22 protein-coding genes and 1 tRNA gene are annotated in these 26,228 nt (G+C 67.4%); 11 read left to right on the forward strand and 12 right to left on the reverse strand.

What is annotated here, in order from left to right:
- Positions 1-19 precede the first annotated feature (19 nt).
- From NP80_RS17585 to NP80_RS17600, 4 genes are all read right to left on the reverse strand, one after another.
- Entirely contained in the window at positions 20-649 is a 630-nt protein-coding gene (locus NP80_RS17585) for a riboflavin synthase (protein WP_006412310.1), read from the reverse strand.
- Between the two features lie 14 nt (positions 650-663).
- Positions 664-1,785: a bifunctional diaminohydroxyphosphoribosylaminopyrimidine deaminase/5-amino-6-(5-phosphoribosylamino)uracil reductase RibD gene (ribD, locus tag NP80_RS17590; protein ID WP_006412307.1), complete on the reverse strand. Its 1,122-nt coding sequence runs from the start codon at positions 1,783-1,785 to the stop codon at positions 664-666.
- A 12-nt stretch (positions 1,786-1,797) separates the two neighbouring features.
- Positions 1,798-3,081, reverse strand: a complete 1,284-nt coding sequence (hemL, locus tag NP80_RS17595) for a glutamate-1-semialdehyde 2,1-aminomutase (protein WP_006410509.1) — start codon at positions 3,079-3,081, stop codon at positions 1,798-1,800.
- 173 nt (positions 3,082-3,254) lie between these two features.
- Positions 3,255-3,710 carry a hypothetical protein gene (locus NP80_RS17600; protein WP_006410508.1) on the reverse strand — a complete coding sequence of 152 codons (456 nt, stop codon included), beginning with the start codon at positions 3,708-3,710 and terminating at the stop codon, positions 3,255-3,257.
- A 232-nt stretch (positions 3,711-3,942) separates the two neighbouring features.
- On the opposite strand from NP80_RS17600, the gene NP80_RS17605 reads away from it, so the two are divergent.
- Positions 3,943-5,160 carry a Bcr/CflA family multidrug efflux MFS transporter gene (locus NP80_RS17605; RefSeq protein WP_006410518.1) on the forward strand — a complete coding sequence of 406 codons (1,218 nt, stop codon included), beginning with the start codon at positions 3,943-3,945 and terminating at the stop codon, positions 5,158-5,160.
- Positions 5,161-5,253: 93 nt separating this feature from the next.
- Here NP80_RS17605 and NP80_RS17610 read toward each other — a convergent pair whose 3' ends face one another.
- The 3 genes from NP80_RS17610 to zwf form a co-directional block, all read right to left on the reverse strand.
- Positions 5,254-7,182, reverse strand: a complete 1,929-nt coding sequence (locus tag NP80_RS17610; protein WP_006410513.1) for a bifunctional transcriptional regulator/glucokinase — start codon at positions 7,180-7,182, stop codon at positions 5,254-5,256.
- On the reverse strand, positions 7,160-7,840 hold the full coding sequence (gene pgl, locus NP80_RS17615) for a 6-phosphogluconolactonase (RefSeq protein ID WP_006410519.1): 681 nt from the start codon (positions 7,838-7,840) through the stop codon (positions 7,160-7,162). The genes NP80_RS17610 and pgl overlap by 23 nt, the downstream gene beginning before the upstream one ends.
- Positions 7,841-7,926: 86 nt before the next feature.
- Entirely contained in the window at positions 7,927-9,396 is a 1,470-nt protein-coding gene (zwf, locus tag NP80_RS17620; RefSeq protein WP_006400816.1) for a glucose-6-phosphate dehydrogenase, read from the reverse strand.
- Between the two features lie 427 nt (positions 9,397-9,823).
- Between zwf and NP80_RS17625 the strand changes: the two genes are divergently transcribed.
- The 4 genes from NP80_RS17625 to NP80_RS17640 all read left to right on the forward strand — a co-directional run bounded on the left by NP80_RS17625 (position 9,824) and on the right by NP80_RS17640 (position 14,268).
- Complete coding sequence (locus tag NP80_RS17625) at positions 9,824-11,071, forward strand: ABC transporter substrate-binding protein (RefSeq protein ID WP_006410512.1); 1,248 nt, start codon at positions 9,824-9,826, stop codon at positions 11,069-11,071.
- A gap of 142 nt (positions 11,072-11,213) precedes the next feature.
- Entirely contained in the window at positions 11,214-12,152 is a 939-nt protein-coding gene (locus NP80_RS17630) for a carbohydrate ABC transporter permease (protein WP_006400814.1), read from the forward strand.
- Positions 12,142-12,999, forward strand: coding sequence for a carbohydrate ABC transporter permease (locus NP80_RS17635; protein WP_162839292.1), 858 nt, complete (start codon positions 12,142-12,144; stop codon positions 12,997-12,999). The genes NP80_RS17630 and NP80_RS17635 overlap by 11 nt, the downstream gene beginning before the upstream one ends.
- A 150-nt stretch (positions 13,000-13,149) precedes the next feature.
- On the forward strand, positions 13,150-14,268 hold the full coding sequence (locus tag NP80_RS17640; RefSeq protein WP_006412309.1) for an ABC transporter ATP-binding protein: 1,119 nt from the start codon (positions 13,150-13,152) through the stop codon (positions 14,266-14,268).
- A 120-nt stretch (positions 14,269-14,388) separates the two neighbouring features.
- Here the strand turns inward: NP80_RS17640 and NP80_RS17645 are convergent, their stop codons facing one another.
- From NP80_RS17645 to trxB, 3 genes are all read right to left on the reverse strand, one after another.
- Positions 14,389-15,012 (reverse strand): trimeric intracellular cation channel family protein, encoded by a 624-nt coding sequence (locus tag NP80_RS17645; RefSeq protein ID WP_006400811.1) that lies wholly within the window; start codon positions 15,010-15,012, stop codon positions 14,389-14,391.
- On the reverse strand, positions 14,999-15,775 hold the full coding sequence (locus NP80_RS17650; RefSeq protein WP_006416962.1) for a Smr/MutS family protein: 777 nt from the start codon (positions 15,773-15,775) through the stop codon (positions 14,999-15,001). The genes NP80_RS17645 and NP80_RS17650 overlap by 14 nt, the downstream gene beginning before the upstream one ends.
- Positions 15,776-15,907: 132 nt before the next feature.
- A complete protein-coding gene (trxB, locus tag NP80_RS17655; protein WP_006400809.1) occupies positions 15,908-16,870 on the reverse strand; it encodes a thioredoxin-disulfide reductase in 963 nt (320 codons plus the stop codon).
- Positions 16,871-17,200: 330 nt separating this feature from the next.
- On the opposite strand from trxB, the gene NP80_RS17660 reads away from it, so the two are divergent.
- The 3 genes from NP80_RS17660 to NP80_RS17670 all read left to right on the forward strand — a co-directional run bounded on the left by NP80_RS17660 (position 17,201) and on the right by NP80_RS17670 (position 21,706).
- On the forward strand, positions 17,201-19,510 hold the full coding sequence (locus NP80_RS17660; protein ID WP_012467517.1) for a DNA translocase FtsK: 2,310 nt from the start codon (positions 17,201-17,203) through the stop codon (positions 19,508-19,510).
- A gap of 47 nt (positions 19,511-19,557) precedes the next feature.
- The gene (gene lolA / locus NP80_RS17665; protein ID WP_006410990.1) at positions 19,558-20,247 is read left to right on the forward strand and encodes an outer membrane lipoprotein chaperone LolA; all 690 of its coding nucleotides are present in this window, start codon (positions 19,558-19,560) and stop codon (positions 20,245-20,247) included.
- A gap of 148 nt (positions 20,248-20,395) precedes the next feature.
- Positions 20,396-21,706, forward strand: coding sequence for a replication-associated recombination protein A (locus tag NP80_RS17670; RefSeq protein WP_006410988.1), 1,311 nt, complete (start codon positions 20,396-20,398; stop codon positions 21,704-21,706).
- 12 nt (positions 21,707-21,718) lie between these two features.
- Here the strand turns inward: NP80_RS17670 and NP80_RS17675 are convergent, their stop codons facing one another.
- Positions 21,719-21,985 (reverse strand): DUF2164 domain-containing protein, encoded by a 267-nt coding sequence (locus NP80_RS17675; protein ID WP_006400805.1) that lies wholly within the window; start codon positions 21,983-21,985, stop codon positions 21,719-21,721.
- 248 nt (positions 21,986-22,233) lie between these two features.
- Here NP80_RS17675 and serS point away from each other — a divergent pair, with 248 nt between their 5' ends.
- Both serS and NP80_RS17685 read left to right on the forward strand, forming a co-directional pair.
- Complete coding sequence (serS, locus tag NP80_RS17680) at positions 22,234-23,535, forward strand: serine--tRNA ligase (protein WP_006410994.1); 1,302 nt, start codon at positions 22,234-22,236, stop codon at positions 23,533-23,535.
- 129 nt (positions 23,536-23,664) lie between these two features.
- Positions 23,665-23,755: transfer RNA gene (locus NP80_RS17685), tRNA-Ser, on the forward strand.
- Positions 23,756-23,815: 60 nt separating this feature from the next.
- On the opposite strand, the gene NP80_RS17690 is transcribed toward NP80_RS17685, so the two are convergent.
- The gene (locus tag NP80_RS17690) at positions 23,816-24,976 is read right to left on the reverse strand and encodes an alkane 1-monooxygenase (RefSeq protein ID WP_006410992.1); all 1,161 of its coding nucleotides are present in this window, start codon (positions 24,974-24,976) and stop codon (positions 23,816-23,818) included.
- Positions 24,977-25,550: 574 nt separating this feature from the next.
- On the opposite strand from NP80_RS17690, the gene NP80_RS17695 reads away from it, so the two are divergent.
- Positions 25,551-26,171, forward strand: a complete 621-nt coding sequence (locus NP80_RS17695; protein ID WP_226823116.1) for a GNAT family N-acetyltransferase — start codon at positions 25,551-25,553, stop codon at positions 26,169-26,171.
- Positions 26,172-26,228: the final 57 nt, after the last annotated feature.

A 26,228-nucleotide genomic window follows, 5' to 3' on the forward strand; every position in this document is an offset into this window, starting at 1 on the left:
GCATCGCGTCGCGCCGTCGTCAGTCCTGGCTTGCGCCCTGCGACATCGTCAACATCCGCTCCACATACCGCGCAATCATGTCGACTTCGAGATTGACCTGGTCGCCGGCCTTCAGGTGGCGCAGCGTCGTCACCTCGACCGTATGGGGAATCAGGTTGATCGAGAACTCGGAGCCGTCCGGGCGATCCTCGACCGCGTTGACGGTCAGGCTCACGCCGTTCACCGTGATCGAGCCCTTGTACGCGAGATAGCGGCCGAGCTCGCGCGGCGCGACGATCCGCAGCTCGTGCGATTCGCCGACCGGCGCGAAGCGCGACACGGTGCCCAGCCCGTCGACGTGACCCGACACGATATGGCCGCCGAGCCGGTCGTGCGCGCGCAGCGCCTTCTCGAGATTCACGTCGCCCGGCTGCGCGAGCCCGACCGTCCGATTCAGGCTTTCGCGCGACACGTCGACGTCGAAGGTCGTGTCGGTCTTGGCGATCACCGTCATGCAGGCGCCCTGGATCGCGATGCTGTCGCCGAGCGCGACGTCCGCGAGGTCGAGGCCGCCGGCGTTCACGGTCAGCCGCACGCCGGCGTCCGGCGACGCGCCGAGCGGATTGATCGATTCGATGCGGCCGACTGCCGCGACAATTCCGGTAAACATCGTGACGATTCCGTTCAATGAGTGGCGGGGGGCGGCGCGATACGCGCCAGAATCCGCAGATCGTCGCCGATCCGCTCGATATGGTGGAACACGAGCCGCGTGCGTGCGTCGAGGCTGGCCGGCGCGGCGAGATCGAACATGCCGGCCGCGTCGGCGCCGAGCAGGCTCGGCGCCAGATAGACGAGCAGCTCGTCGACGCACCGTTCGCGCAGCAGCGAACCGTTCAGCTTGTGGCCGGCCTCGACATGCAGCTCGTTGATGCCGCGCGCGCCGAGCGCCGACAGCATCGCGCCGAGGTCGACCTTGCCGTGTGCATTCGCGAGCGACACGATTTCCGCGCCGCGCGCCTTCAGCGCGCTCGCGCGCGCTTCGCCGTCCGCGTCGAGCCGGCCGCAGAAGATCAGCAGCGGCGCGCCTTCGAGCAGCCGCGCGTCGAGCGGCAGTTCGAGCCGGCTGTCGACGAGCACGCGCTGCGGCTGGCGCGGCGTGTCGATGCCGCGCACGGTCAGCTGCGGATCGTCTTCGCGCACGGTGCCGATTCCGGTCAGGATCGCGCACGCGCGCGCACGCCACGCATGGCCGTCGGCGCGCGCCGCTTCGCCGGTGATCCACTGGCTTTCGCCGGACGGCAGCGCGGTGCGGCCGTCGAGCGATGCGGCGGCCTTCATCCGCACCCACGGGCGGCCGCGCGTCATCCGCGACACGAAGCCGATGTTCAGCTCGCCCGCCTCATGCGCGAGCAGTCCGCAGCGCACGTCGATGCCCGCATCGCGCAGCATCCCGAGGCCGCGCCCCGACACCAGCGGATTCGGATCTTCCATCGCGGCGACGACCTTCGCGACACGCGCCTCGATCAGCGCGTTCGCGCACGGCGGCGTGCGGCCGAAGTGGCTGCAGGGCTCGAGCGTCACGTAGACGGTCGAGCCGGCCACGTCGTGGCCGCGCGCGCGCGCGTCCTTCAGCGCCTGCACTTCCGCATGGTCCTGGCCCGGCGGCTGCGTATGGCCTTCGCCGATCACCTCGCCGTGCTTGACGATCACGCAGCCGACGCGCGGGTTCGGCGTGGTCGTATACATCCCGCGTGCAGCGAGCGCGAGCGCGCGCTGCATGTGGGCGAAGTCGATGTCCGAAAACATGCGCGCGCCCGCTCAGGCGGCGAGGGCCGCGAACGCGCGGCGCGCGGCCGCGAGCGTCGCGTCGATCACCGCGTCGTCGTGCGTGCTCGACACGAAGCCCGCTTCGTACGCGGACGGCGCGAAATACACGCCTTCGTCGAGCATCAGGTGGAAGAAGCGGTTGAAGCGCTCGATGTCGCTCTTCGTGACTTCGGCAAAGCTCGTCGGCACGCGCTCGGCGAAGTACAGGCCGAACATCGCGCCGATCGAGTCGGCCGCGAACGGCACGCCTGCCGCGCGCGCTTCGGCGGCGAGGCCGTCGGCGAGCCGCTTGGTCTGTGCGGTCAGCGCATCGTAGAAGCCGGGCGCCTGGATCAACTGCAGCGTCTTCAGGCCCGCGGCGACCGCGATCGGGTTGCCCGACAGCGTGCCGGCCTGATACACGCCGCCGAGCGGCGCGAGATGGGCCATGATGTCGCGGCGCCCGCCGAACGCGGCGGCCGGCATCCCGCCGCCGATCACCTTGCCGAGGCAGGTGAGGTCGGCCGCGATCCCGTAGTGCGCCTGCGCGCCGCCGAGCGCGACACGGAAGCCGCACATCACTTCGTCGAAGATCAGCACGGCGCCGTGCTTCGTGCACAGCGCGCGCAGGGCGTTGAGGAACTCCGGCGTGCCGCGCACGAGGTTCATGTTGCCGGCGACCGGCTCGACGATCACGGCCGCGATTTCGTCGCCGAACGCGCCGAACGCTTCTTCGAGCGCGGCGACGTTGTTGTATTCGAGGACGGTCGTGTGTTTCGCGATATCGGCGGGCACGCCGGCCGAGGTCGGATTGCCGAACGTCAGCAGGCCGGAGCCGGCCTTCACGAGCAGGCTGTCCGCGTGACCGTGGTAGCAGCCTTCGAATTTGACGATGCGGCTGCGGCCGGTGAAGCCGCGTGCGAGCCGCAACGCGCTCATCGTCGCTTCGGTGCCGCTCGACACCATCCGCACTTGCTCGATCGACGGCACGAGCTTGCAGATCTCTTCGGCGATCTCGATCTCGGCCTCGGTCGGCGCGCCGAACGAGAAGCCGTCGGCGAGCACCTTCTGCACGGCGTCGAGCACCTCGGGGTGCACGTGGCCGACGATCATCGGGCCCCACGAGCCGATGTAGTCGATGTACTGCTTGCCGTCGGCATCCCAGAAGTACGGGCCTTGCGCGCGCGCGACGAAGCGCGGGGTGCCGCCGACCGAACGGAACGCGCGAACCGGCGAGTTGACGCCGCCGGGAATGGTCTTCTGGGCGCGTTCGAAGAGGATCTGATTGTTGGACATGAGCGAAACCTGCGAGAGAACGGCGCGGGGCCTGTGCACGGGCCGCGGCGCCTGGGCGGAACGATCGTCCGATTGTACCGGAGACGCGCGCGGCCGGCCGGGCCGCGGGTTGCGGCCTTTCGGCGCGTCGCGCCGGCCGCTTGCGATGGGCGTGCGTGCCGCCTGCCGCCCCGTTATCGCGGCGGCTTGCGCCGGCCGCCGGTCAGTTCGGCCCAGCGCTTTTCGAGCGGGCCTTCGACCATCGGCTTGATCGACGTGCCGGAGGTCTGCGCGTCCCAGGTTTGCACCGAGTACGGATGCACGCGCAGCGCGTCGCGCGGGATCACGACGTCCTGATGGCCGTCGACGAGCCAGTCGTAGACGAAATCGATGCAGAGCCGGTAGCCGCGCTTCGTCGTCGGGTCGGGCACCTCGTACGGCGCGCGCGTCACGTAGCCCGATCCGAATACGCCCTTCGGCGCCTGCGCGACGCGATGCAGGAACACGCGGTCGCCCGGCAGGATGCCGCGCGCGAAGCCGCAGCCCCAGACGTCGTGCACGGCCTCGCCGGCCTTCACGCGCGCGGCGACGTCGGGCAGTTCGGGCCACGGCCACTTCTTGGGGCTCCAGATCAGCAGGAAAGCGGTCATCGGTTCGAGGCGCATTGGTCAGACAACGGACGCAAGCTTAATGCAATTCGCGCTGGCGCCGCGCGCGGATACGGCCCGTATTCCGGCGCGTCGGGCGGCCGTGTCACCGCGCGCACGGTCGTGCGAAAAAAGTTGCGCGTACAATCATGCTCCTGAGCGCGCCGCATACGGCGCGACTTCGTCCAGACCGCCACGCGCGCCGCGAAGCGCGCGGGCTTCGACCCGGAATCCCATGTCTCACGTCGTCCGGCGCCGGCCCGATGCCCGGCTGATCCTGTTGCTCGGCGCGCTGGCTGCGTGCGGGCCGATCGCTACCGACATGTACCTGCCGAGCCTGCCGTCGATCGCGCAAGGCTTCTCCGTCAACCCGGGCGCCGCGCAGCGCACGCTGACGAGCTTCATGGCCGGCTTCTCGATCGGCATGCTGCTGTACGGCCCGCTGTCCGACACCTGGGGCCGCAGGCCCGTGCTGCTCGGCGGGATCGCGCTGTTTACGCTCGCGAGCGTCGGCTGCTTCGTGTCGACGTCGATCGACATGCTGATCGTCGTACGCTTTCTGCAGGCGCTCGGCGCCGGTGCGGCGTCGGTGCTCGCGCGGGCGATCGCGCGCGATGCGCACGAGCCGACCGATGCGGCGAAAGTGCTGTCGATGGTCGCGATCGTCACCGCAGTCGGCCCGCTGCTCGCGCCGCTGATCGGCGGACAGATCCTGCGCTTTGCCGGCTGGCGCGGCGTGTTCGTCGTGCTCGCCGCGTTCGGCGCGCTATGCGCGGCAACCGCGTATCTGCGCGTGCCCGAAACCTGGCCGAAGGAGCGGCGCAAGAGCGCGGCCGTGCTCGCGTCGTTCGCGTCGTACGGGCGCATCCTGTCCGACCCCGTTGCGTGGGGCCACATGCTGTGCGGCGGGATGGCGTTCGCGTCGATGTTCTCGTACATCACCGCGACGCCGTTCGTGTACATCGAATATTTCCACGTGTCGCCGCAGCACTACGGCCTGCTGTTCGGGCTCAACGTGGTCGGCATCATGATCGGCAACTTCACGAATACGCGGCTCGTCGGCCGGCTCGGCTCGCTGCGCATCATCTCGGCCGCGTCGCTCGTGAGCTGCGTCGCGTCGCTCGCGGTCGCGCTCGTCGCGCTGACGGGGTGGGGCGGGCTGTGGTCGATCGTCGTCTGCCTGTTCTTCGTCGTCGGCGTGGTCGGGATTCTGTCCGCGAACTGCACGACCGACCTGATGCATCGCTATCCGCACAACGCGGGCGCGTCGGCGGCCGTGTTCGGCGCGATGCAGCTCGCGCTCGGCGCGCTCGCGAGCGTCGCCATCGGCGTGCTCGCGGACGGCACGCCGTTCGCGATGGGCGTGACGATCGGTGTGACGGGCGTGCTCTGTTTCGTCGGACGTTATCTCGTGCTGCGCTGGCACGGGCGGCCGGTCAAAGCGGCCGCCTGAGCGCGTCGCCGCATGCAAAACGCCACCGCGCGCGCTTGCGCCGGTGGCGTTTTGCTTTGGGCACGCGCGGGCGTGCCGCGCGTGGGTGCTGCGTCAGTCGCGCGCGACGTCCTTCGCGGCCGGCGACGCGCCGTGGCTGAGCCAGTCGAGCACGTCGGCCGTTTCCTCGTCGTTCGCGCGCGCCTTCGCCTGCGCGAGCGCTTCGGGCAGCGCGTCGTTCGGCGATGCGCGGCGGATCGCGACGCCGACCGCGAGGATGTCGATCATCAGCAGATGCAGGATCCGCGAAATCATCGACAGCTGCGACTCGCGCATCTCGATGTGATCGGTCTCGAGCGCGACGGTCGCGCGCTTCGCGAGCGGCGTATTGCTCGACGTGATCGCGATCACCTTCGCGCCCGCCTGCATCGCGACCTCGAGCACGCGCAGCAGCTCGGGCGCGCGTCCCGATTTCGACACCGCGACGATCACGTCGCCCTTGCCGAGCAGCGCGGCGGAGGCGGCCTGCATGTACAGGTCGCCGTACGCGATGGTCGGAATCCCGAAGCGGAAGAACTTGTAATGCGCGTCCTGCGCGACGATGTTCGAGTTGCCGAGCCCGTAGAACTCGATGCGGCGCGCGCCGTTCAGGATCTCGATCGCGTTCTCGACATGCTCGAAATTCAGATGCTCGCGCAGCTGCAGGATCGCGGACACCGTGTTGTCGAGCACCTTCGCGCCGAAGTCGGTCGCCGTGTCGCCGAGATGCACCTGGCTGTGGCTCATCGGAATCGTGCCGGTGAGCCCGGTCGCGAGCTTCAGCTTGAAGTCGGACAGCCCCTGGCAGCCGAGCGAGCGGCAGAAGCGGATCACGGTCGGCTGGCTCACGTCGGCCTTGCGCGCGATGTCGACGATCGGATCGTTGATGATCGAGCGCGGATGGTTCAGCGCGAGATCGGCGACGCGGCGTTCGGCCGGCGTCAGCGCGTCGCGCATCTGGCGGATCCGCTCGAACACGGCCGACGATGCGCCGCCCGAGCGGTTCGACAGCTGCTCCGCGAGAATCGCCGACACACCGAGGAACGCCGGATATTCGGCGGTGATCAGGTAGGTCGGGATGTTCTGCAGATAGTGCGTGAAGCGGCCCTTCGCCTCGAAGCGCGCGCGGAACGACGAACGCGTGAAGAGTTCGCCGAGCTTCAGCGCGACGCCGCCGCCGATATAGACGCCGCCGAGCGCGCCGAGCGTCAGCGCGACGCTGCCCGCGAACGAGCCGAGGATGCCGCAGAAGCATTCGACCGTCTCGAGCGCGAGCGCATCGCCCGCATGCGCGCGCTCGACGACTTCGGCGGTATCGACGTTCGCGGCGACGCGCTTCTTGTCGCGCGCGGCGAGCGCGCGATAGATGATCTCGATGCCGGGCCCCGCGCAGACGCGCTCGAACGACACGTGCGGAAACTTCTTGCGCGCGTACTGCAGCACGAGATCCTCGCGTTCGTCCTGCGGCGCGAACGACGCGTGGCCGCCTTCGCTGCCGAGCGCGATCCAGCGATCGTCGGCAGGAATCAGGCCCGATACGCCGAGCCCCGTGCCGGGCCCGAGCAGCCCGATCACGCTGTTCTGGCGGCGCGTGCCGCCGCCGATCTGCACGCGCTGCGCGTCGGTCAGCCCCGGCAGCGCCATCGCGAGCGCCGTGAAGTCGTTGACGACGAGCAGCGTATCGAAGCCGAGCGCGCGGCGCGTCGCCTCGATCGAGAAGCTCCAGTCGTGGTTCGTCATCGTCACCTGATCGCCGTCGACCGGATTCGCGATCGCAATCGCCGCATGGTTCACGCGGCTGATCTTCACGTCCTTCAGGTATTTGCGGATCGCATCGGTGAGCGTCGGGTAATCGGCGCCGGGATACACGCGGATCTGCGTGATCTCACCCGGCCCGGTTTCCAGCGCGAAGCGCGCGTTGGTGCCGCCGACGTCCGCGAGCAGGCGCGGGCCGTCGGCATGCTGGCCCGCGACGACGGCCTTACTTTGCGCACCAGTAGACATCGAGCTTGGTCCCCTTGTCGTTGGCCAGTTGGGAAATCGCGTTCTTCTGCAGCGACGCGGCCGCGGCGTCGAGCACTTCGCGCTTGCGGTCGCCCGCGATCAGCAGGAACAGGCGCCCGACGCGCTTGAGCGCATCGAGCGACAGGCTCACGCGCGCGTGCGGCGCGGCGCCCGGATGCACGGCGACGAAACGCTCGGGCGTCGCGATCGCGTGATCCCATTCGGGCGCGTCCGCGAAGATCGACGCGGTGTGGCCGTCCTCGCCCATGCCGAGCACGGCGACGTCGGGCACGCGGTAGTCGGGGTTGGCGTTCAGCGCGGCGACATGCGCGTCGAGCGCGGCGCGCGTGTCGACGAGCGGCAGGAAGCGGGCGGGCGCGGCCGCGTGCTGCAGCAGCGTGTCGCGCACGAGACGCGCGTTGCTCGCCGCATCGTCGTCCGGCACCCAGCGGTCGTCGACCAGCGTCACGTCGACGCCGGCCCAGTCGAGCGCCGCGTGCGACAGCGTTTGCAGGAACGGCCGCGGGCTCGTGCCGCCGGACACCGCGAGCAGCGGCCGCGCGGGCCGCGCGCTTGCCGCGCGCAGCGCGTCGCCGACGGCCTGCGCGAGCGCTTCGCTTTGCGCTTCCTGGGTGTCGAAAGCGTGGATCTCGATCACATCTCCTCCGGACTGCTTTGTCTGTTCAAATCGTGTCGTTCATGCGACGCGATGCCGGGCCGCCGTGCGGCGCGGCGACGCGCGCATCAGTTTTCTTCTTCGAGCCAGCACGTGCCGTGCTGCGCGAGCATCGCGCTCGACGCGGCCGGCCCCCACGTGCCTGCCGCATAGGGCTTCGGCGGCTTCAGCGAGCGCGCCCATTCGTTGAGGATCGGCTCGACCCAGCGCCACGCGGCCTCCTGCTCGTCGCGGCGCACGAACAGCGCGAGGCGACCGTTGATCACGTCGAGCAGCAGGCGCTGATACGCCTCCATCTGTCCTTCCTTGAAGAACTGATCGAACGCGAGATCGAGGTGCACGCTGGCAAGATTCATTCCCTCGCCCGGCTGCTTCGCGAGGCAGTAGAGGCGAATCGTCTCGTTCGGCTGCAGACGGATCACGAGGCGGTTCGCGCCGGGACGCAGCGCGGTCGGCCCGAGCGCCGAATGCGGGACCGGCCGGAAATTGACGACGATCTCCGCGACGCGATCGGCGAGCCGCTTGCCCGTACGCAGGAAGAACGGCACGCCGGCCCAGCGCCAGTTTTCGATTTCCGCCTTCAGCGCGACGAACGTTTCGGTCTGGCTGTCGGGCTTCACGCCCGGCTCGGTCGCATAGGCGGGCACCTGCACGCCCTTGATCACGCCCGCATGATACTGGCCGCGCACCGCGACCTTGCCGATGTCGCGCGGATCGACCGGCTTCAGCGCGCGCAGCACGCGCAGCTTTTCGTCGCGCACGGAATCGGAATCCATCGAGTGCGGCGGCTCCATCGCGACGATCGACAGCAGCTGCAGCAGGTGGTTCTGCACCATGTCGCGCAGCGCGCCCGTATTGTCGTAGAAATCGCCGCGCGCTTCGACGCCGAGCTCCTCGGCGATCGTGATCTGGATGCTCTCGACCCACTCGCGGCGCCACAGCGGCTCGAACAGCGCGTTGCCGAAGCGCAGCGCGAGCAGGTTCTGCACGGGTTCCTTGCCGAGGTAGTGGTCGATCCGGTAGATCTGCTCTTCCGCGAAGATTTCGCCGACCGCGTCGTTGATCGCGTTCGACGAGCGCAGGTCGTAGCCGAGCGGCTTCTCGAGCACGATGCGCGAGCCTTCGTTGAGCCCGACCGATGCGAGCGCCTTGCAGATCGGCACGAACAGCGACGGCCCCGTCGCGAGATAGAACACGCGGATGCCGGGCAGCGGCTCGACCGCATCGCGCAGCACCGCATAGTCTTCCGCGCGGCCGAGATCGAGCTTCACGTATTCGATGCGCTCGAGGAAGGACTGCCACGCAGCCTGATCGAACGCGCTGCCCGCCGCCTTCGCCGCGTGCGGCTTCACGTGCGTGTCGACCCATTCGAGATACCCGGCCCGATCCGATTCGTGCCGCGCGACGGCAACGATCCGGCCGCTTTGCGCGAGCATGTTCGCGCGGTGCGCTTCGAACAGCGCAGGCAGGATCTTGCGCATCGACAGATCGCCGGTGCCGCCGAAAAGTACGAAGGTAAAGCTGGAATCGGTATGCATGTGTCTCCGCCGGTTTGGGGGTGCTGGGAAGCGATCCGTAGTGCGATAAAAATATTTTTGACACTGAATTGTAGTTTAACTACAATCCGCCGCAAGGGGTAGCACCCGGGCGAAGAAAAAAATGAAGTGCGGCCGATGAACTGCGCGCGCTTCGTCTTCGGGAGCGCCTTGTGCCGAATGTTATCGGACATTGGCGGCGCGCATCGTCCGCGCGCCGTCGGCCCCGGGCTCGTGCCGCTTCGCGGCGGGCCAGAAACACAAGAGGAGACATGCAGTTGAATCTCAAGTCACGCTTTCTGTAAGAGCCCGGCCGGTCATCGGCCCCGTACGCGCCATGCGTCTCGCGGCTCGATTTCCCCGTCGTTATCAAGAAGCCGTTCCCGCTGAGGGAACTTCACGAGTTGATTCAGTCTGGAGGAGATAAGGAATGAAAGTTCGCTCGATCATGGGCGCGCTCTGCGCCGCAGGTCTGATGGCCGGCGCGATGGCGGCGCAGGCGGCCGAGAACGTCACGGTGCTGCACTGGTGGACTTCGGGCGGCGAGTCGAAGGCCGTCGGCGTGCTGAAGGACGACCTGCAGAAGCAGGGCTACGTGTGGAAGGACTTCGCGGTCGCGGGCGGTGCGGGTGCAGCGGCGATGACGGCGCTGAAGACCAAGGTGATCAGCGGCGATGCGCCGTCGGCGGCGCAGATCAAGGGCCCGCTGATTCAGGATTGGGCCGATCAGGGCGTGCTCGTGAACATCGATTCGGTCGCCGGCGACTGGAAGCAGAACCTGCCGCCGGAAATCGACAAGATCATGAAGTACAAGGGCCATTACGTCGCTGCGCCGTTCTCGGTGCACCGCGTGAACTGGCTCTACATCAACAAGGCCGCGCTCGACAAGGTCGGCGCGAAGGTGCCGACCACCTGGCCCGAGTTCTTCGCGGTCGCCGACAAGCTCAAGGCCGCCGGCATCCAGCCGGTCGCGATGGGCGGCCAGCCGTGGCAGGACCTGACGCTGTGGGAAGACGTCGTGCTGTCGCAGGGCGCCGCGTTCTACAAGAAGGCGCTCGTCGATCTCGACCAGGCGACGCTGACGTCGCCGCAGATGGTGTCGGTGTTCGACACCGTGCGCAAGATCCAGGGTTACTTCGACGCGGGCCGCAACGGCCGCGACTGGAACCTCGCGACCGCGATGGTCATCAACGGCAAGGCCGGCATGCAGTTCATGGGCGACTGGGCGAAGGGCGAGTTCGAGAACGCGGGCAAGAAGGCGGGCAAGGACTACATCTGCGCGCCGGTGCCGGGCACGAGCAACGCGTACACGTTCAACGTCGACTCGTTCGTGTTCTTCCAGCAGAAGGGGCAGAAGGCGGCGACGCCGGGCCAGCTCGCGCTCGCGAAGACGATCATGACGCCCGAATTCCAGGAGCAGTTCAGCCTGCTGAAGGGTTCGATTCCGGTGCGCCTCGGCGTGAAGATGGACAAGTTCGACGACTGCGCGAAGAAGTCGTATGCCGACGAGCAGACCGCGCTGAAGGCCGGCGGCTACGTGCCGTCGCTCGCGCACGGGATGGCGCAGGGCGATGCGACGGCCGGTGCGATCACCGACGTCGTGACGAAGTTCATGAACTCGCAGCAGGATTCGAAGAGCGCGGTGGCGGCGCTCGCGAAGGCCGCGAAGGTGAAGTAATGCCGTAGCGCGACGGGCGCCCGGCCGGCTGCGCTGGCCGTCGGGCGTTCCGCCAGCGCTGCAAACGGGCGCGTCCGCGCGCCCGTGCCGTATCGGACGCCGGCTGCGGCCCGCGTCGCCCTCGTTCCAGGAGTCGAATCAAGTGGCTGCCCCTCTTAGCGGAAACGGATCTGGCGCTGCCGTCGCGCGGCGATCGTCGCCGATGTCGGCATTCGCCGATCGCTGGATTCCGAAGCTCGTGCTCGCGCCGAGCGTCGCGATTGCCGTGGTGTTCATCTACGGCTTCATCCTGATCACCGGCTATCTGTCGCTGACCAACTCGCGGCTGTTGCCGAACTACGAATTCGACGGCTTCGGCCGTTATACGGATCTGTTCCAGAACGACGTGTGGTGGACCTCCGCCGCGAACCTCGGCTGGTTCGGGATTCCGTTCATCGCGATCTGCGTCGCGCTCGGGCTGTTCCTCGCGATCCTGCTCGACCAGAAAATCCGCAACGAAGGCGCGCTGCGCGCGATCTTCCTGTATCCGATGGCGCTGTCGTTCATCGTCACGGGCACCGCATGGCAGTGGATCCTGAACCCGGGCCTCGGCCTCGAGAAGGTGATGCACGACTGGGGCTGGACGAGCTTCTCGTTCGGCTGGCTCGACGATCCCGACAAGGCGATCTTCTGCGTGGTGATCGCGGCCGTGTGGCAGTCGACCGGCTTCGTGATGGCGCTGTTCCTCGCGGGGTTGCGCGGCGTCGACGGCGAGATCTTCAAGGCCGCGCAGGTCGACGGCGCGACGCTGCCCACCATCTACCGCAAGATCGTGATCCCGAGCATGCGCCCCGTGTTCTTCTCGGTGCTGCTGATTCTCTGCCACATCACGATCAAGACCTTCGACCTCGTCGTCGCGCTGACGGCCGGCGGCCCCGGCACGTCGTCGTCGCTGCCGGCGATGTTCATGTACACGTTTTCGTTCAACCGCGGCCAGCTGGGCCTGGGCGCGGCATCGTCGGTGATGATGCTCGCGACCGTGGTCGCGGTGCTCGTGCCGCTGATGTATATGGAATCGAGGAGCACGCGCAATGCAGCCTAAGATGACCATCAGCCGGGCGGTGATCTACGCGGCATTGATCCTGTTCGCGCTGTACTTCCTGTTCCCGATCTACGTGATGCTGTCGACGTCGTTCAAGGATCTCGACCAGCTGCGCACCGGCAACCTGCTGACGCCGCCGTCGAACTGGACGGTCGCGCCGTGGGTCAAGGCGTGGAGCGAGGCCTGCACGGGCGTGCGCTGCGACGGCATGAAGCCGTTCTTCCTGAACTCGATCCAGATGGTGATTCCGGCCGTGCTGATCTCGTCGCTGATCGGCGCGTTCAACGGCTACGTGCTCACGCATTGGCGCTTTCGCGGCGCGGATGCGCTGTTCACGATGATGCTGGTCGGCTGCTTCATTCCGTTCCAGGTGATCCTGCTGCCGATGGCGCGGCTGCAGGGCATGTTCGGGCTCGCGAACACGATTCCGGGCCTCGTGTTCGTGCACGTCGTGTACGGCATCGCGTTCACGACGATGTTCTTCCGCAACTTCTACGTGAGCGTGCCGGCCGAGCTCGTGAAGGCGGCGCGCATCGACGGCGCGGGCTTCTTCACGATTTTCACGAAGATCCTGCTGCCGGTGTCGCTGCCGATCTTCATGGTCTGCCTGATCTGGCAGTTCACGCAGATCTGGAACGACTTCCTGTTCGGGATCGTGTTCTCCGGCGTCGATTCGATGCCGATCACGGTGGCGCTGAACAACCTCGTGAACACGTCGACGGGCGTGAAGGAATACAACGTCGACATGGCCGGCGCGATCATCGCCGCGCTGCCGACGCTGCTCGTCTACGTGATCGCCGGCCGCTACTTCGTGCGCGGCCTGACGGCGGGCGCGGTGAAGGGCTGAGCGCGACGACCACGATGCAACGCGATGCGCCGCCGTGCGGCGCGTCGAAACGAACCGACACGGCGCTGGAGCGCGCCGGGCTTTGGATGGGACCGCGGGCGCGCGCCGACGCGCGCCGCGGCCGACACACGAGACAGAGGATTCACAAGCATGGCAAGCCTTTCCATCCGTGACGTGTACAAGACCTACCCGAACGGGGTGCCGGTCCTGAAGGGTGTCGACATCGACATCGAGGACGGCCAGTTCCTGATTCTCGTCGGCGGCTCGGGCTGCGGGAAGTCGACGCTGCTCAACATGATCGCGGGGCTCGAGACCGTCACGAGCGGCGAGATCCGCATCGACGGCAAGGTCGTCAACGACCTGTCGCCGAAGGATCGCGACATCGCGATGGTGTTTCAGTCGTATGCGCTGTACCCGTCGATGACGGTGCGCGACAACATCTCGTTCGGCCTGAACATCCGCAAGGTGCCGAAGAGCGAGCAGCAGCAGATCGTCGATCGCGTGTCGCAGATGCTGCAGATCCAGCATCTGCTCGACCGCAAGCCGGGCCAGCTGTCGGGCGGCCAGCGCCAGCGCGTCGCGATGGGCCGCGCGCTCGCGCGCGATCCGGCGCTGTTCCTGTTCGACGAGCCGCTGTCGAACCTCGACGCGAAGCTGCGCATCGAAATGCGCGCCGAAATCAAGCTGCTGCACCAGCGGCTCGGCACGACGATCGTCTACGTGACGCACGACCAGATCGAGGCGATGACGCTCGGCGACCGGATCGCGGTGATGAAGGACGGCGTCGTCCAGCAGTTCGGCGCGCCGCAGGAGATCTACGACTCGCCGTCGAACCTGTTCGTCGCGGGCTTCATCGGCGCGCCGCCGATGAACTTCATCAGCGGCAAGCTTACGGAGCAGGGCAGCGGCGTCGCGCTCGAGCTCGATACGGGCCTGGCGCGCAGCGCGCTGAATCTGCCGTTCGATGCGGCGAAGCTGAAGTCGTACATCGGCCGCGAAGTGATCCTCGGGCTGCGCCCGGAGCGCATCACCGATGCGCGCAGCGCGCACAACGGCGAGGCGTCGCGGCTGCAGCCGGTCGACGTGCGCGTCGACGTGACCGAGCCGACCGGGCCCGACACGCACGTGTTCGCGCAGGTGAACGGCAAGCGCATCGTGAGCCGCGTGCATCCGGCCGCGAATCCGCAGCCGGGGCAGACGCAGTCGCTGCTGTTCGACGTGTCGAAGGCCGTGCTGTTCGATCCGCAGACGGAGGCGCGCATCGCGTGATGCACGCGGGCCCGCGGCAGCGGCGTGCCGCCGGGCTCGGAGCCGGGCCGGGCCGCGCGGCGGTGTGCGGCGTGCCGCGCCGCTTTACGGTTGCTCGGCGCGCTGCCCGATGCGCGTCGCTCAGTGCGGCAGCCGCACGTCGAACTTGAACGTGAGAAGCCGCGCGACGAGCGTGAAGCCCGTCGCGAGCAGCACGCTGTACACCGAGTCGAACTGCAGCCACACGAGCAGCAGATAGAACCAGCAGCCGACGAACGCGCAGGTCGCGTAGGGCCGCGAGTCGCGCAGGATCAGCGGAATGTCGTTGCACAGCACGTCGCGGACGATCCCGCCGACGACCCCCGTAATCACGCCCATCATCACCGCGATGAAGCGCGGCATTTCCGCTTCGAGCGCGATCGCGGTGCCCGAGATGCTGAAGATCCCGAGCCCGATCGCATCGGCGACGAGCAGCACGCGCTCGGCCGACAGCCGCGACAGCATGCGCAGCAGGAACGGCGCGAACAGCGCGAGTACGAAGATCGCGATCACGTAGTCGTCGTGCACGACCCAGTAGAACGGCCGGCGTTCGAGCAGGATGTCGCGCAGCGTGCCGCCGCCGAACGCGGTCGCGATCGCGACGACGAACGTGCCGACCGAGTCGAGCCGGTTCTTGCGCGCTTCGATGAAGCCGGAGATCGCGAAGGCGAGCGTGGCGATCGCTTCGAGTACCGCGATCGCGAGCGTGAGCCTAGGATGCGGCACGCGGTCCCCGCTCGGCGGATGCCGCGAGCGGCTGCAGCAGCACGAGCACCGCGCCCGCACCGCCGTCGTGGCCGCGCGCCTCGCAGAACGCGATCACTTCTTCCTTCTGCACGAGCCACGCACGGACCTTGCCCTTCAGTACCGGCTCCTTGCCGATCGAGCCGAGCCCCTTGCCGTGGATCACGCGCAGGCAGCGCAGCCCCTTCTTGCCGGCTTCGCGGATGAATTCGGCCAGCGCCTCGCGCGCCTCGTCGCGGCGCATCCCGTGCAGATCGAGTTGCGCCTGCACGATCCATGCGCCGCTGCGCAGCTTGCGCACGACGTCGCGGCTGATGCCGGGGCGGTGGTAATACAGCGATTCGTCGCTGTCGAGCAGCGTCTCGGGATCGAACTCGTCGGACAGCGTCGCGTTCAGCACCGCTTCCTCGTCGCGCTGCGTCTGCTTCGGCACGGGCGGCGGCGGCACGCGGCCGGACGCCGCGCGCGGCGGAGCGTTCAGCGGCCGCACGGCGCCGATCTCGTTGCGGAACAGGTTCGCGTCGGCTTCGGCCTGGCGCGCGGCCTTGACGGTTTCGACGCGCGTGCGCTCGCGGCGCTCGGCTTCGCCTTGCAGCGCCTGGCGCAACGCGGCGAGGCCGGCGAGACCCTGGCCGCGCAATGCGGCCGGTTCGACGGCAGGCGGCGGCGCGACGGGCGCGGCGGCGGGACGGGCGGCGATCTGCCGCTTCGCGGGATCGCTCGGATGGGGCTGATTCTTCGCCATGATTCGATACGCAATGCAGCGCCGGGGCGCGCGGGCACAAAAAAGCCGCTGCGCGACGGGCAGCGGCTCCGGCCTGGCCTGCTTCGCGGCAGCGGCCGCCATTGTAGCGCCCGACGCGGCGGCGCTTGCGGCTTACTTCTTGTCGTGCAGGCTTTCGAGGTAGCGCTGCGCGTCGAGCGCGGCCATGCAGCCCGTGCCGGCGCTGGTGATCGCCTGACGGTAGACGTTGTCCTGCACGTCGCCGGCCGCGAACACGCCCGGCACGCTCGTCGCCGTCGCGTTGCCCTGCAGGCCGCTCTTCGTCAGGATATAGCCGTCCTTCATCTCGAGCTGGCCCTGGAACAGATCGGTGTTCGGCTTGTGGCCGATTGCGACGAACAGGCCCTGGACCGCGATGTCTTCGGTCGCGCCGGTCTTCACGTGCTTGATACGCACGCCCGTCACGCCCGAGTCCTCGCCCGTCACTTCGTCGAGCACGTGATCCCACTTGATGTCGACGACGCCTTCCTTTTGCTTCTCGAGCAGACGGTCGACGAGGATCGGCTCCGCGCGGAATTTGTCGCGGCGGTGGATCACCGTGACCTTCTTCGCGATGCCGGTCAGGTAGAGCGCTTCCTCGACGGCCGTGTTGCCGCCGCCGATCACGGCGACGTCCTGGCCGCGGTAGAAGAAGCCGTCGCAGGTCGCGCAGGCCGACACGCCCTTGCCCATGAACGCTTCCTCGGACGGCAGGCCGAGATACTGCGCCGATGCGCCGGTCGCGATGATCAGCGCGTCGCAGGTATATTCGCCGGAATCGCCGATCAGCCGGATCGGCCGTTCGTGCAGCTTCGCGGTGTGGATGTGGTCGAACACGATCTCGGTATTGAAGCGCTCGGCGTGCTCGAGAAAGCGCGCCATCAGTTCCGGACCTTGCACGCCTTTCGCGTCCGCCGGCCAGTTTTCGACGTCCGTCGTCGTCATCAGCTGCCCGCCCTGCGCGATGCCGGTGATCAGCACCGGCGACAAATTGGCGCGGGCCGCATAGACGGCGGCCGTGTAGCCGGCGGGGCCGGAACCGAGAATCAGGACTTTGGCGTGTTTGGGCGTGGACATGTGCGAAATCCGTAAAAGACGGCCACGGCGGGCGCGGTGCGGCTCGCCGGACGGTCCGGGTTGACCGGGATGCCGTGCGTAGATGGGTATCAGACGCGCATTATAAAGGCCCCGTTGCTGCGATGCCGAACGAGAGTTTCAATCGGCGCGATAGCGTTTCGCCCGAACTGCGCGCACGATGCGCGGTGCGCCGCCGGTCCGCTTCGGCATCCGGCCCGCCGATGTAACCGTCATTTACACTTGGGCGCCCGATGCAGCGTTTACAATAAGCGGGATCGAACGACAGGCGGGACGCGCGGCATGCGCGGCCCGTTCTCTTTATACGGATTCATGGCAAAAGCTCCTTATTCCGCCCAGGCACAGGCGTTGCCGCACCGGATGTCGAAGCTCCTCATGGAGATCCGCTGGATTCTCCAGGTCGCGCTCTGCGCATTTCTCGTGATGGCGCTGCTCAGCTATAGCCGGCGCGATCCCAGCTGGACGCACGCCGCGCAGGTCGACCACATCTCGAACTGGGCCGGCCGCGTCGGCGCGTGGACGGCCGACATCGTGCTGCTGCTGTTCGGCCTGTCGGCGTACTGGCTGATCGTGCCGCTCGCGCGGCGCATCGCGGTCAACTATCGGCGCATCACGCGCCACGACGCGCTTGCCGACGAGCCCGAGCGGCCGATCGGCTGGCTCACCGAGATCTTCGCGTTCGTGCTTGTCGTGCTCGCGTGCGACGGCATCGAGGCGCTGCGCATGTGGTCGCTGAAGGTGCAGCTGCCGCGCGCGCCGGGCGGCGTCGTCGGCGAGGCCGTCGCGGGCGCGATGTCGCATGCGTTCGGCTTCACGGGCGGCACGCTGCTGCTGCTGATCGCGCTCGCGATCGGCCTGTCGCTGTATTTCCGCTTCTCGTGGCTGGCCGTCGCCGAGCGTGTCGGCGGCGCGATCCTGTCCGCGGTGAACGTCGCGAAGCTGCGCCGCGAGGCCGAGCGCGACCGCAAGCTCGGCGAAGCCGCGGCGGTGCGCCGCGAGGGCAAGGTCGAGGAAGAGCGCGTGCGCATCGAGGATCACGAGCCGGTGACGATCGTGCCGCCGGTCGTCACGCCGGCCAAGTCCGAGCGCGTCGAGCGCGAGCGTCAGGTGCCGCTGTTTACCGACCTGCCGGGCGACTCGACGCTGCCGCCCGTGTCGCTGCTCGATCCTGCGCCGAAGACGCAGGAATCGATCTCCGCCGATACGCTCGAATTCACGTCGCGGCTGATCGAAAAGAAGCTGAAGGACTTCGGCGTCGAGGCGAGCGTCGTCGCCGCGTATCCGGGCCCGGTCGTCACGCGCTACGAGATCGAACCGGCCACCGGCGTGAAGGGCAGCCAGATCGTGAACCTCGCGAAGGATCTCGCGCGTTCGCTGTCGCTCGTGTCGATCCGCGTCGTCGAGACGATTCCGGGCAAGAACTACATGGCGCTCGAACTGCCGAACCAGCGCCGCCAGACGGTGTACCTGTCCGAGATCATCGGCTCCGAGGTCTATGCGGCCGCGCCGTCCGCGCTGACGCTGAGCCTCGGCAAGGACATCAGCGGCAAGCCGGTGTGCGCCGATCTCGCGAAGATGCCGCACCTGCTGGTCGCCGGCACGACGGGCTCGGGCAAGTCGGTCGGCATCAACGCGATGATCCTGTCGCTGCTGTACAAGGCCACCGCCGAGCAGGTGCGGCTGATCCTGATCGATCCGAAGATGCTCGAAATGAGCGTCTACGAAGGCATTCCGCATCTGCTGTGTCCGGTCGTCACCGACATGCGTCAGGCGGGCCATGCGCTGAACTGGACCGTCGCCGAGATGGAGCGCCGCTACAAGCTGATGAGCAAGCTCGGCGTGCGCAATCTCGCGGGCTACAACAACAAGATCGACGAAGCGGCCAAGCGCGAGGAAAAGATTCCGAATCCGTTCAGCCTGACGCCCGAGGATCCGGAGCCGCTCGGCCGGCTGCCGAACATCGTCGTCGTGATCGACGAGCTCGCCGATCTGATGATGGTCGTCGGCAAGAAGGTCGAAGAGTTGATCGCGCGGATCGCGCAGAAGGCGCGCGCGGCCGGCATCCATCTGATCCTCGCGACGCAGCGTCCGTCGGTCGACGTGATCACCGGCCTGATCAAGGCGAACGTGCCGACGCGGATCGCGTTCCAGGTGTCGTCGAAGATCGACTCGCGCACGATTCTCGACCAGATGGGCGCCGAGTCGCTGCTCGGGATGGGCGACATGCTGTACCTGCCGCCGGGCACCGGGCTGCCGGTGCGCGTGCATGGTGCTTTCGTCGCCGACGACGAAGTGCATCGCGTCGTCGAGAAGCTCAAGGAGCAGGGCGAGCCGAATTACGTCGAGGGCCTGCTTGAAGGCGGCACCGCCGACGGCGACGAGGGCTCGGCCGGCGCGGGAACCGGCGAAGCCGGCGCGGAGTCTGATCCGCTGTACGACCAGGCGGTCGAGATCGTGATCAAGAACCGCCGCGCATCGATCTCGCTCGTGCAGCGTCATCTGCGGATCGGCTACAACCGCGCGGCACGGCTGCTGGAGCAGATGGAGCAGTCGGGGCTCGTGTCGGCGATGTCGTCGAGCGGCAACCGCGAAATTCTTGTGCCGGTACGCGACGCGGAATGAAGTCTGCGGCGCCCGCGGCGCCGGCCACCCACGGAGAAAACCGCATCATGCAGCAACTTTCGTTCGTCCCTTCCCTTCGTTCGACGCGCCGCTGGCTCGGCGCCGCGCTCGCCGGCGCGTCGCTGATGCTCGCGGCCACGCACGCGTTCGCGGGCGGCACCGAGCAGCTGAAGGCGTTCGTGGCGCAAGTGCGCTCGGCGAAGGGCGACTTCACGCAGCAGATCGTCAAGGCGCCGGCCAAGGGCGCGAGCGCCGCGCAGGCCGCGCCGAAGCCCACCGACAATTCGAGCGGCACGTTCGTGTTCTCGCGTCCCGGCAAGTTCATCTGGACGTACCAGAAGCCGTACCAGCAGGTGCTGCAGGCCGACGGCGACAAGCTCTACGTGTACGACCGCGATCTGAACCAGGTCACCGAGCGCAAGCTGAACGGCGCGCTCGGCGCGAGCCCCGCCGCGATCCTGTTCGGCAGCAACGATCTCGACAAGAGCTACACGCTGCGCGACGCCGGCGAGAAGGGCGGCATCGAATGGCTCGAGATGCTGCCGAAGGCGCAGGACACGCAGTTCCAGCGAATCGGCATCGGCTTCAAGAACGGCACGCTCGCGGCGATGGAGCTGCACGACGTGTTCGGCAACGTCACGCTGCTCACGTTCTCGAACATCCAGACCAATCCGCCGCTGAAGGCCGACACGTTCAAGTTCGTCGTGCCGAAGGGCGCGGACGTGATCACCGGCTGAGCGGCGCGCCGCTCGCACCGACCACGGGCCTGCCGGCAACGGCAGGCCCGTGTCGTTTCCGGGCACGGCGGGCGCGTCGCGCGACTGTCATAATGTCGGGTCCGGCGGCCGCGTTCGGCCGCTACCGTTTGTTGTGGAGCGAGGGTTCATGTCCGACCTGTTTCAAGTCGAGCCGCGCCGTCCGCTCGCCGAGGCGCTGCGGCCGAAAACGCTCGCCGACGTGATCGGCCAGACGCATTTGCTCGGCGAAGGCAAGCCGCTGCGGCTCGCGTTCGAATCCGGCAAGCCGCATTCGATGATCCTCTGGGGGCCGCCCGGCGTCGGCAAGACGACGCTCGCACGGCTCACCGCGCTCGCGTTCGACTGCGAGTTCATCGCGCTGTCCGCGGTGCTCGGCGGCGTGAAGGACATCCGCGAGGCGATGGATCAGGCGAAGGAGACGCTGAACCGCACGGGCCGCCACACGATCCTGTTCGTCGACGAAATCCACCGCTTCAACAAAGGGCAGCAGGACGCGTTGCTGCCGTTCGTCGAGTCGGGGCTCGTCACGTTCATCGGCGCGACCACCGAGAATCCGAGCTTCGAGGTCAACTCCGCACTGCTGTCGCGTGCGCAGGTGTACGTGCTGAAATCGCTGACCGACGACGAAATGCGGCAGCTGCTCAAGCGCGCGCAGCAGATCGCGCTCGACGGTCTCGAATTCGACGACAAGGCGGTCGATACGCTGATCGGCTATGCGGACGGCGACGCGCGGCGCTTTCTGAACCTGCTCGAGCAGGCGCAGACGGCCGCGTCCTCGGCCGGCGTGACGACGATCGATGCGGACTTCGTCGGCAGCGCGATGACGCTGAACGCGCGCCGCTTCGACAAGGGCGGCGACAACTTCTACGACCAGATCTCGGCGCTGCACAAGTCGGTGCGCGGATCGAGCCCGGACGGCGCGCTGTACTGGTTCTGCCGGATGGTCGACGGCGGCGCCGATCCGAAGTACCTCGCGCGCCGGATCGTGCGCATGGCATGGGAAGACATCGGGCTTGCCGATCCGCGCGCGCTGCAGATCGCGAACGACGCGGCCGAGACGTACGAGCGGCTCGGGTCGCCGGAAGGCGAACTCGCGCTCGCGCAGGCCGTGATCTATCTCGCGTGCGCCGCGAAGAGCAATGCGGGCTACAACGCGTTCAACCAGGCGATGGCGTTCGTGAAGCAGGACAAGTCGCGCGAGGTGCCCGTGCATCTGCGCAATGCGCCGACGAAGCTGATGAAGGAGCTCGGCTACGGTCACGCGTATCGCTACGCGCACGACGAGCCGAACGCGTATGCGGCCGGCGAGACCTACCTGCCGGACGGCATGCGCGAGCCGCACTGGTACAAGCCGGTGCCGCGCGGGCTCGAATCGAAGATCGCGGACAAGCTCGCATGGCTGCGCGAGCTCGATCGCGAGGCCGGCAAGAAGGACTGATGGCGCGGCGCGTCAGCGCTTGCGGTGCGGCTGCTTCGTCCAGTAACCGAACGGCTCCTCGTGGCAGTCGATGTCGAGTTCGGCGACACGCGTGTGCAGGCGCGCCTGCGCGTCGGCGATCGCGGCGTTATAGATCGCCGGCGCGATTTCGTCGACGAAGAAGTTCAGCAATGCGCCCGCCTGAATGTTGCCGATCGGCTCGTCCAGGTTTTCTGTGAAATAGCGTTGCAGCGACGCGATCGCGCGGTCGCGTACGTCCTTGTCGAGTTCGATGGGCATCGGTCCTGGCCTCTGTGATCGGGTGGCGCCCGGAGGGCGGCGGAGCGCGGCGCACTCCCGCACGGTGCGGGCGTTGCGGCGGGCGCGGTTCGGCCGACGACGGCCGTGTGCCGCGCGGTCCCGCGACACGCGCTTGTTCGATACTGCCACCGCCCGAGGTTTTCCGTCATCGTCCGCCCGGCCGATGCGTTGGCGGTGCCGCCGTGCGTTAGAATCCCCGTCTTACACAACGATTTTCCAGTCCTCCCATGCTTGACATCCAGCTGCTGCGCAAAGACCTCGACGGCGTCGCGAAGCGCCTCGCCGATCGCGGCTACACCCTCGACGTCGCCGCGTTCTCCGCGCTCGAAGCGGAACGCCGCGCGATCCAGACCCGCACCGAAGAGCTCCAGGCACGCCGCAACGCGCTGTCGAAGCAGATCGGCGCGATGAAGGCGAAGGGCGAGGACACGTCGGCCGTGATGGCCGAGGTCGGCGGGATCGGCGACGAGATGAAGGCATCGGCGGCGAAGCTCGACGAGATCCAGGCGCGCCTGTCGGAGCTGCTGCTGGGCATGCCGAACCTCGCGCACGAAAGCGTGCCGGTCGGCAAGGACGAGGCCGACAACGTCGAGGTGCGCCGCTGGGGCACGCCGCGCCAGTTCGACTTCGACGTGAAGGATCACGTCGACATCGGTACGCCGCTCGGCCTCGATTTCGAGACGGGCGCGAAGCTGGCCGGCGCGCGGTTCACGATGCTGCGCGGCCCGATCGCGCGCCTGCATCGCGCGCTTGCGCAGTTCATGCTCGATACGCATACGCAGCAGCACGGCTACAGCGAGACGTACACGCCGTACATCGTGAATCCGGAGATCCTGTACGGCACGGGCCAGCTGCCGAAGTTCGCGGACGACATGTTCCGCGTCGAGAAGGGCGGTGCCGAGAACACGGTCACGCAATACCTGATCTCGACGTCCGAGATCTCGCTGACGAACACCGTGCGCGAGTCGATCGTCGAAGCGTCCGCGCTGCCGATCAAGCTCACGGCCCATTCGCCGTGCTTCCGTTCGGAGGCCGGGTCGTACGGCCGCGACACGCGCGGGATGATCCGCCAGCACCAGTTCGACAAGGTGGAGATGGTGCAGATCGTCGCGCCGGAGTCGTCGTATGCGGCGCTCGACGAAATGGTCGGCCACGCGGAAGCGATTCTGCAGAAGCTCGGCCTGCCGTACCGCGTGGTCGCGCTCTGCACGGGCGACATGGGTTTCTCGGCCGCGAAGACGTTCGACCTCGAGGTGTGGCTGCCGGCGCAGAACACGTATCGCGAGATCTCGAGCTGCTCGAACACCGAGGCGTTCCAGGCGCGCCGCATGCAGGCGCGCTTCCGCAACGCGCAGGGCAAGCCGGAGCTCGTGCATACGCTGAACGGTTCGGGGCTCGCGGTCGGCCGTACGCTCGTCGCGGTGCTCGAGAACTACCAGAACGCGGACGGCTCGGTCACGGTGCCCGAAGTGCTGCGTCCGTACATGGGCGGTCTCGAGCGGATCGACGCGCCGGCACAGGCGTCGTAACGGCGCGCGACGATGCGCATGCCAGGCCCGCAAAAAAATTTGCAAAAAGGGCTTGGAAGTTTCGCAGAGTTCGTTCTATAATCTTTGCTTTCCCGGAAACGACCAACCGGGAAATGAAGCAGCAAGGAAGGAGAGGTGGCAGAGTGGTCGAATGTACCTGACTCGAAATCAGGCGTACGGTTTCCCCGTACCGTGGGTTCGAATCCCACCCTCTCCGCCAAAATACGAAGCCCCTTGATCCGAAAGGATCAAGGGGTTTTTCGTTTTGGCCGTGCATCGATCACGCCGGCGCCGGATACTGCGCGAGCACCTTCTCGCGAATCGACGGCTTGATGTTCGACTGCGCCATGTTGCCGCGGTAATGCGCGACGACGCGCGGGTTCATCACGCGATACCAGAGCGGCGGCACGTACGCGAGCAGGATCATCGTCGCGTAGCCGGCCGGCAATTGCGGCGCGTCGTCGAAGTGGCGCAGCGCCTGATACGAACGCGTCGGATTCGCGTGATGGTCCGCGTGTCGCTGCAGCTGATACAGGAACAGGTTCGTGACGACGTGATTGCTGTTCCACGAATGCTGCGGCGTGCAGCGCTCGTAGCGACCGTTCGGCAGCCTGCGCCGGCCGAGCCCGTAGTGCTCGACGTAGTTCACGACTTCGAGCAGCGACGCGCCGTACACGGCCTGGATCACGAGGAACGGGATCGCCACCACGCCGCCGATCGCAATCGCGATACCCCATACGACCAGCGTCATCGCCCACGCATGCAGCACCTCGTTGCGCCAGGTCCAAGGCGAGCGGCCGAGCCGCGCGAGACGCGTGCGTTCGAGCCGCCACGCGGAGCGCACGCTGCCGACGACGGTACGCGGCAGGAACGCCCAGAACGATTCGCCGTAACGCGCGCTCGCGGGATCCTCGGCGGTCGCGACGCGCACGTGATGACCGCGGTTGTGCTCGACGAAGAAGTGGCCGTATGCGACCGGCGCCAGCGTAATCTTCGCGAGCCAGCGCTCGAAGCGGTTCGTCTTGTGCCCGAGCTCGTGCGCGGTGTTGATCGAGATGCCGGTCGCCGCGCCAAGCGACAGCGCGAAGCCGACGTAGTCGTGCCACGCCAGCGCATGCGTGCCGACGATCCGTACGCACATGAAGAACGCGACATACTCGACGAGCGTCGCAAGATAGACGATCAAGCGGTAGTAGCGCTCGCGTTCGAGGTGCGGCACGACGTCTTCGGGCGGGTTGTCGCGGTCGTCGCCGATGAGCGTGTCGAGAACCGGAATGACGCCGAACGCGAACAGCGGGCCGAACCACCAGAACACGTGAAGCCCCGTCGACAGCGCGAGCTGTGCGGCGAAGATCGGCAGCGTGATCGTCAGCGCGCCCAGCAGCCATAGATAACGTTTGCCATCCGACCAGCTCGAGGCCGGTGCGTCGGTCGTTGCCATCGTCTCCCTCCAGTCGGCCGGATCGTATGCGGCGGTGCATCGTCCGGTCCGTTACGGTTTTGTGCGGATCCTCGTCGGCCGGGGTGCGCGTGCAAGGCGCGAGATCGTCGCCCGGTTCTGCCGTTATATGACCCGTGCGCGCGCTTTCCAAACGCCGCCGCTAGGCGCGAAACTCCAAACGCGCCGCGGTGCGTGCGCCGCGCGTACAAGCGGCCGCGTGCGCCGATTGAAACGCGACGGCGCAGGGTGAATCGTCGTGCGTAGTAGCCGTATCGTCGGATGAATCGAGCGGAGACACTCCCGCTCAATCGCAAGCGCATCGCGACAACAAATGTTGCGCCGCAATATCGGGCATACCTTCACGGTCTCGCCGGTGTACTTTCCCCGCCGTGTATTACTGCCGATTACAACACGCGCGCCGACATCGTTTCGAAAGAATTCCCACCTACCCGCGCGTATCAACGCGCACGCCGATCGCCGCAGCGATAACCGGCGCGCATGACGCACCTCCCGCCGCGCATCGACACGCGATGCTGCACATGCACATCGCCGCCTGCGAAACGCGCAACGGACGTTGCCTGCCGCCTTTCGATCGGCGCCGCCATTTGAAAATAACGATTTGACTCATGCCCCGCTTTCGGTTGAAGCTAATAGCTTGCTGTCCGAAGGGGGCTGTGCCTGCATGAGTTCGACCTTGACCGTTCGTCGTATCGCCGCCGACCAGGGCGACGTGTATCGCGAACTGCGCGCGGCGTCGCTGCGCGAGCCCTACGCACCGGGCGAAGCGCCGGAGGCCGAATTGCTGAACGTCGATTCGGACGCCGCGGCGGCCATCGCTGCGCAGCGCGCCGCATCCGACACGTCGACGACCTTCGTGCTCTACACGGAAGGCCATCCTGCCGGCATGATCGGCGCCTACTTCGACAACTCGCCCGAGCGGCGCGCGTTCGTCAGCGAACTGTGGGTCGCGCATGCCGTGCGTCATCTGCGCGGCGGCGTGCTGCTGGTCGAGACGGCGACCGGCTGGCTCGCCGAGCGCGGCGCCCAGGACGTCTATGCCTGGATCGCCGACGCGAACCGGAACGCGATCCGTTTCTACGAGCGCGTCGGTTTCAGCAACACCGGCGAACACGCGCCGATCGTGCGCATGCCGGGCGCGCTGAAGTCGCTGTTCGTGTCGCACGTCAAGCCGTGAACCGGCATCCTTCCCGTGGCCGCTGCGCGCAGTGAGCGGCGCACCGGGGCCGCGCAT

The sequence above is a fragment of the Burkholderia multivorans ATCC BAA-247 genome (assembly GCF_000959525.1).
In the GTDB taxonomy this organism is placed as follows: domain Bacteria; phylum Pseudomonadota; class Gammaproteobacteria; order Burkholderiales; family Burkholderiaceae; genus Burkholderia; species Burkholderia multivorans.

Excerpts from the sequence above, each read along its gene's own strand:
- NP80_RS17585 (WP_006412310.1), bottom strand. The coding sequence starts at position 649 with ATGTTTACCGGAATTGTCGCGGCAGTCGGCCGCATCGAATCGATCAAT.
- ribD (WP_006412307.1), bottom strand. The coding sequence starts at position 1,785 with ATGTTTTCGGACATCGACTTCGCCCACATGCAGCGCGCGCTCGCGCTC.
- hemL (WP_006410509.1), bottom strand. The coding sequence starts at position 3,081 with ATGTCCAACAATCAGATCCTCTTCGAACGCGCCCAGAAGACCATTCCC.
- NP80_RS17600 (WP_006410508.1), bottom strand. The coding sequence starts at position 3,710 with ATGACCGCTTTCCTGCTGATCTGGAGCCCCAAGAAGTGGCCGTGGCCC.
- NP80_RS17605 (WP_006410518.1), top strand. The coding sequence starts at position 3,943 with ATGTCTCACGTCGTCCGGCGCCGGCCCGATGCCCGGCTGATCCTGTTG.
- NP80_RS17610 (WP_006410513.1), bottom strand. The coding sequence starts at position 7,182 with ATGTCTACTGGTGCGCAAAGTAAGGCCGTCGTCGCGGGCCAGCATGCC.
- zwf (WP_006400816.1), bottom strand. The coding sequence starts at position 9,396 with ATGCATACCGATTCCAGCTTTACCTTCGTACTTTTCGGCGGCACCGGC.
- NP80_RS17625 (WP_006410512.1), top strand. The coding sequence starts at position 9,824 with ATGAAAGTTCGCTCGATCATGGGCGCGCTCTGCGCCGCAGGTCTGATG.
- NP80_RS17635 (WP_162839292.1), top strand. The coding sequence starts at position 12,142 with ATGCAGCCTAAGATGACCATCAGCCGGGCGGTGATCTACGCGGCATTG.
- NP80_RS17640 (WP_006412309.1), top strand. The coding sequence starts at position 13,150 with ATGGCAAGCCTTTCCATCCGTGACGTGTACAAGACCTACCCGAACGGG.
- NP80_RS17650 (WP_006416962.1), bottom strand. The coding sequence starts at position 15,775 with ATGGCGAAGAATCAGCCCCATCCGAGCGATCCCGCGAAGCGGCAGATC.
- trxB (WP_006400809.1), bottom strand. The coding sequence starts at position 16,870 with ATGTCCACGCCCAAACACGCCAAAGTCCTGATTCTCGGTTCCGGCCCC.
- NP80_RS17660 (WP_012467517.1), top strand. The coding sequence starts at position 17,201 with ATGGCAAAAGCTCCTTATTCCGCCCAGGCACAGGCGTTGCCGCACCGG.
- lolA (WP_006410990.1), top strand. The coding sequence starts at position 19,558 with ATGCAGCAACTTTCGTTCGTCCCTTCCCTTCGTTCGACGCGCCGCTGG.
- NP80_RS17670 (WP_006410988.1), top strand. The coding sequence starts at position 20,396 with ATGTCCGACCTGTTTCAAGTCGAGCCGCGCCGTCCGCTCGCCGAGGCG.
- NP80_RS17675 (WP_006400805.1), bottom strand. The coding sequence starts at position 21,985 with ATGCCCATCGAACTCGACAAGGACGTACGCGACCGCGCGATCGCGTCG.
- serS (WP_006410994.1), top strand. The coding sequence starts at position 22,234 with ATGCTTGACATCCAGCTGCTGCGCAAAGACCTCGACGGCGTCGCGAAG.
- NP80_RS17690 (WP_006410992.1), bottom strand. The coding sequence starts at position 24,976 with ATGGCAACGACCGACGCACCGGCCTCGAGCTGGTCGGATGGCAAACGT.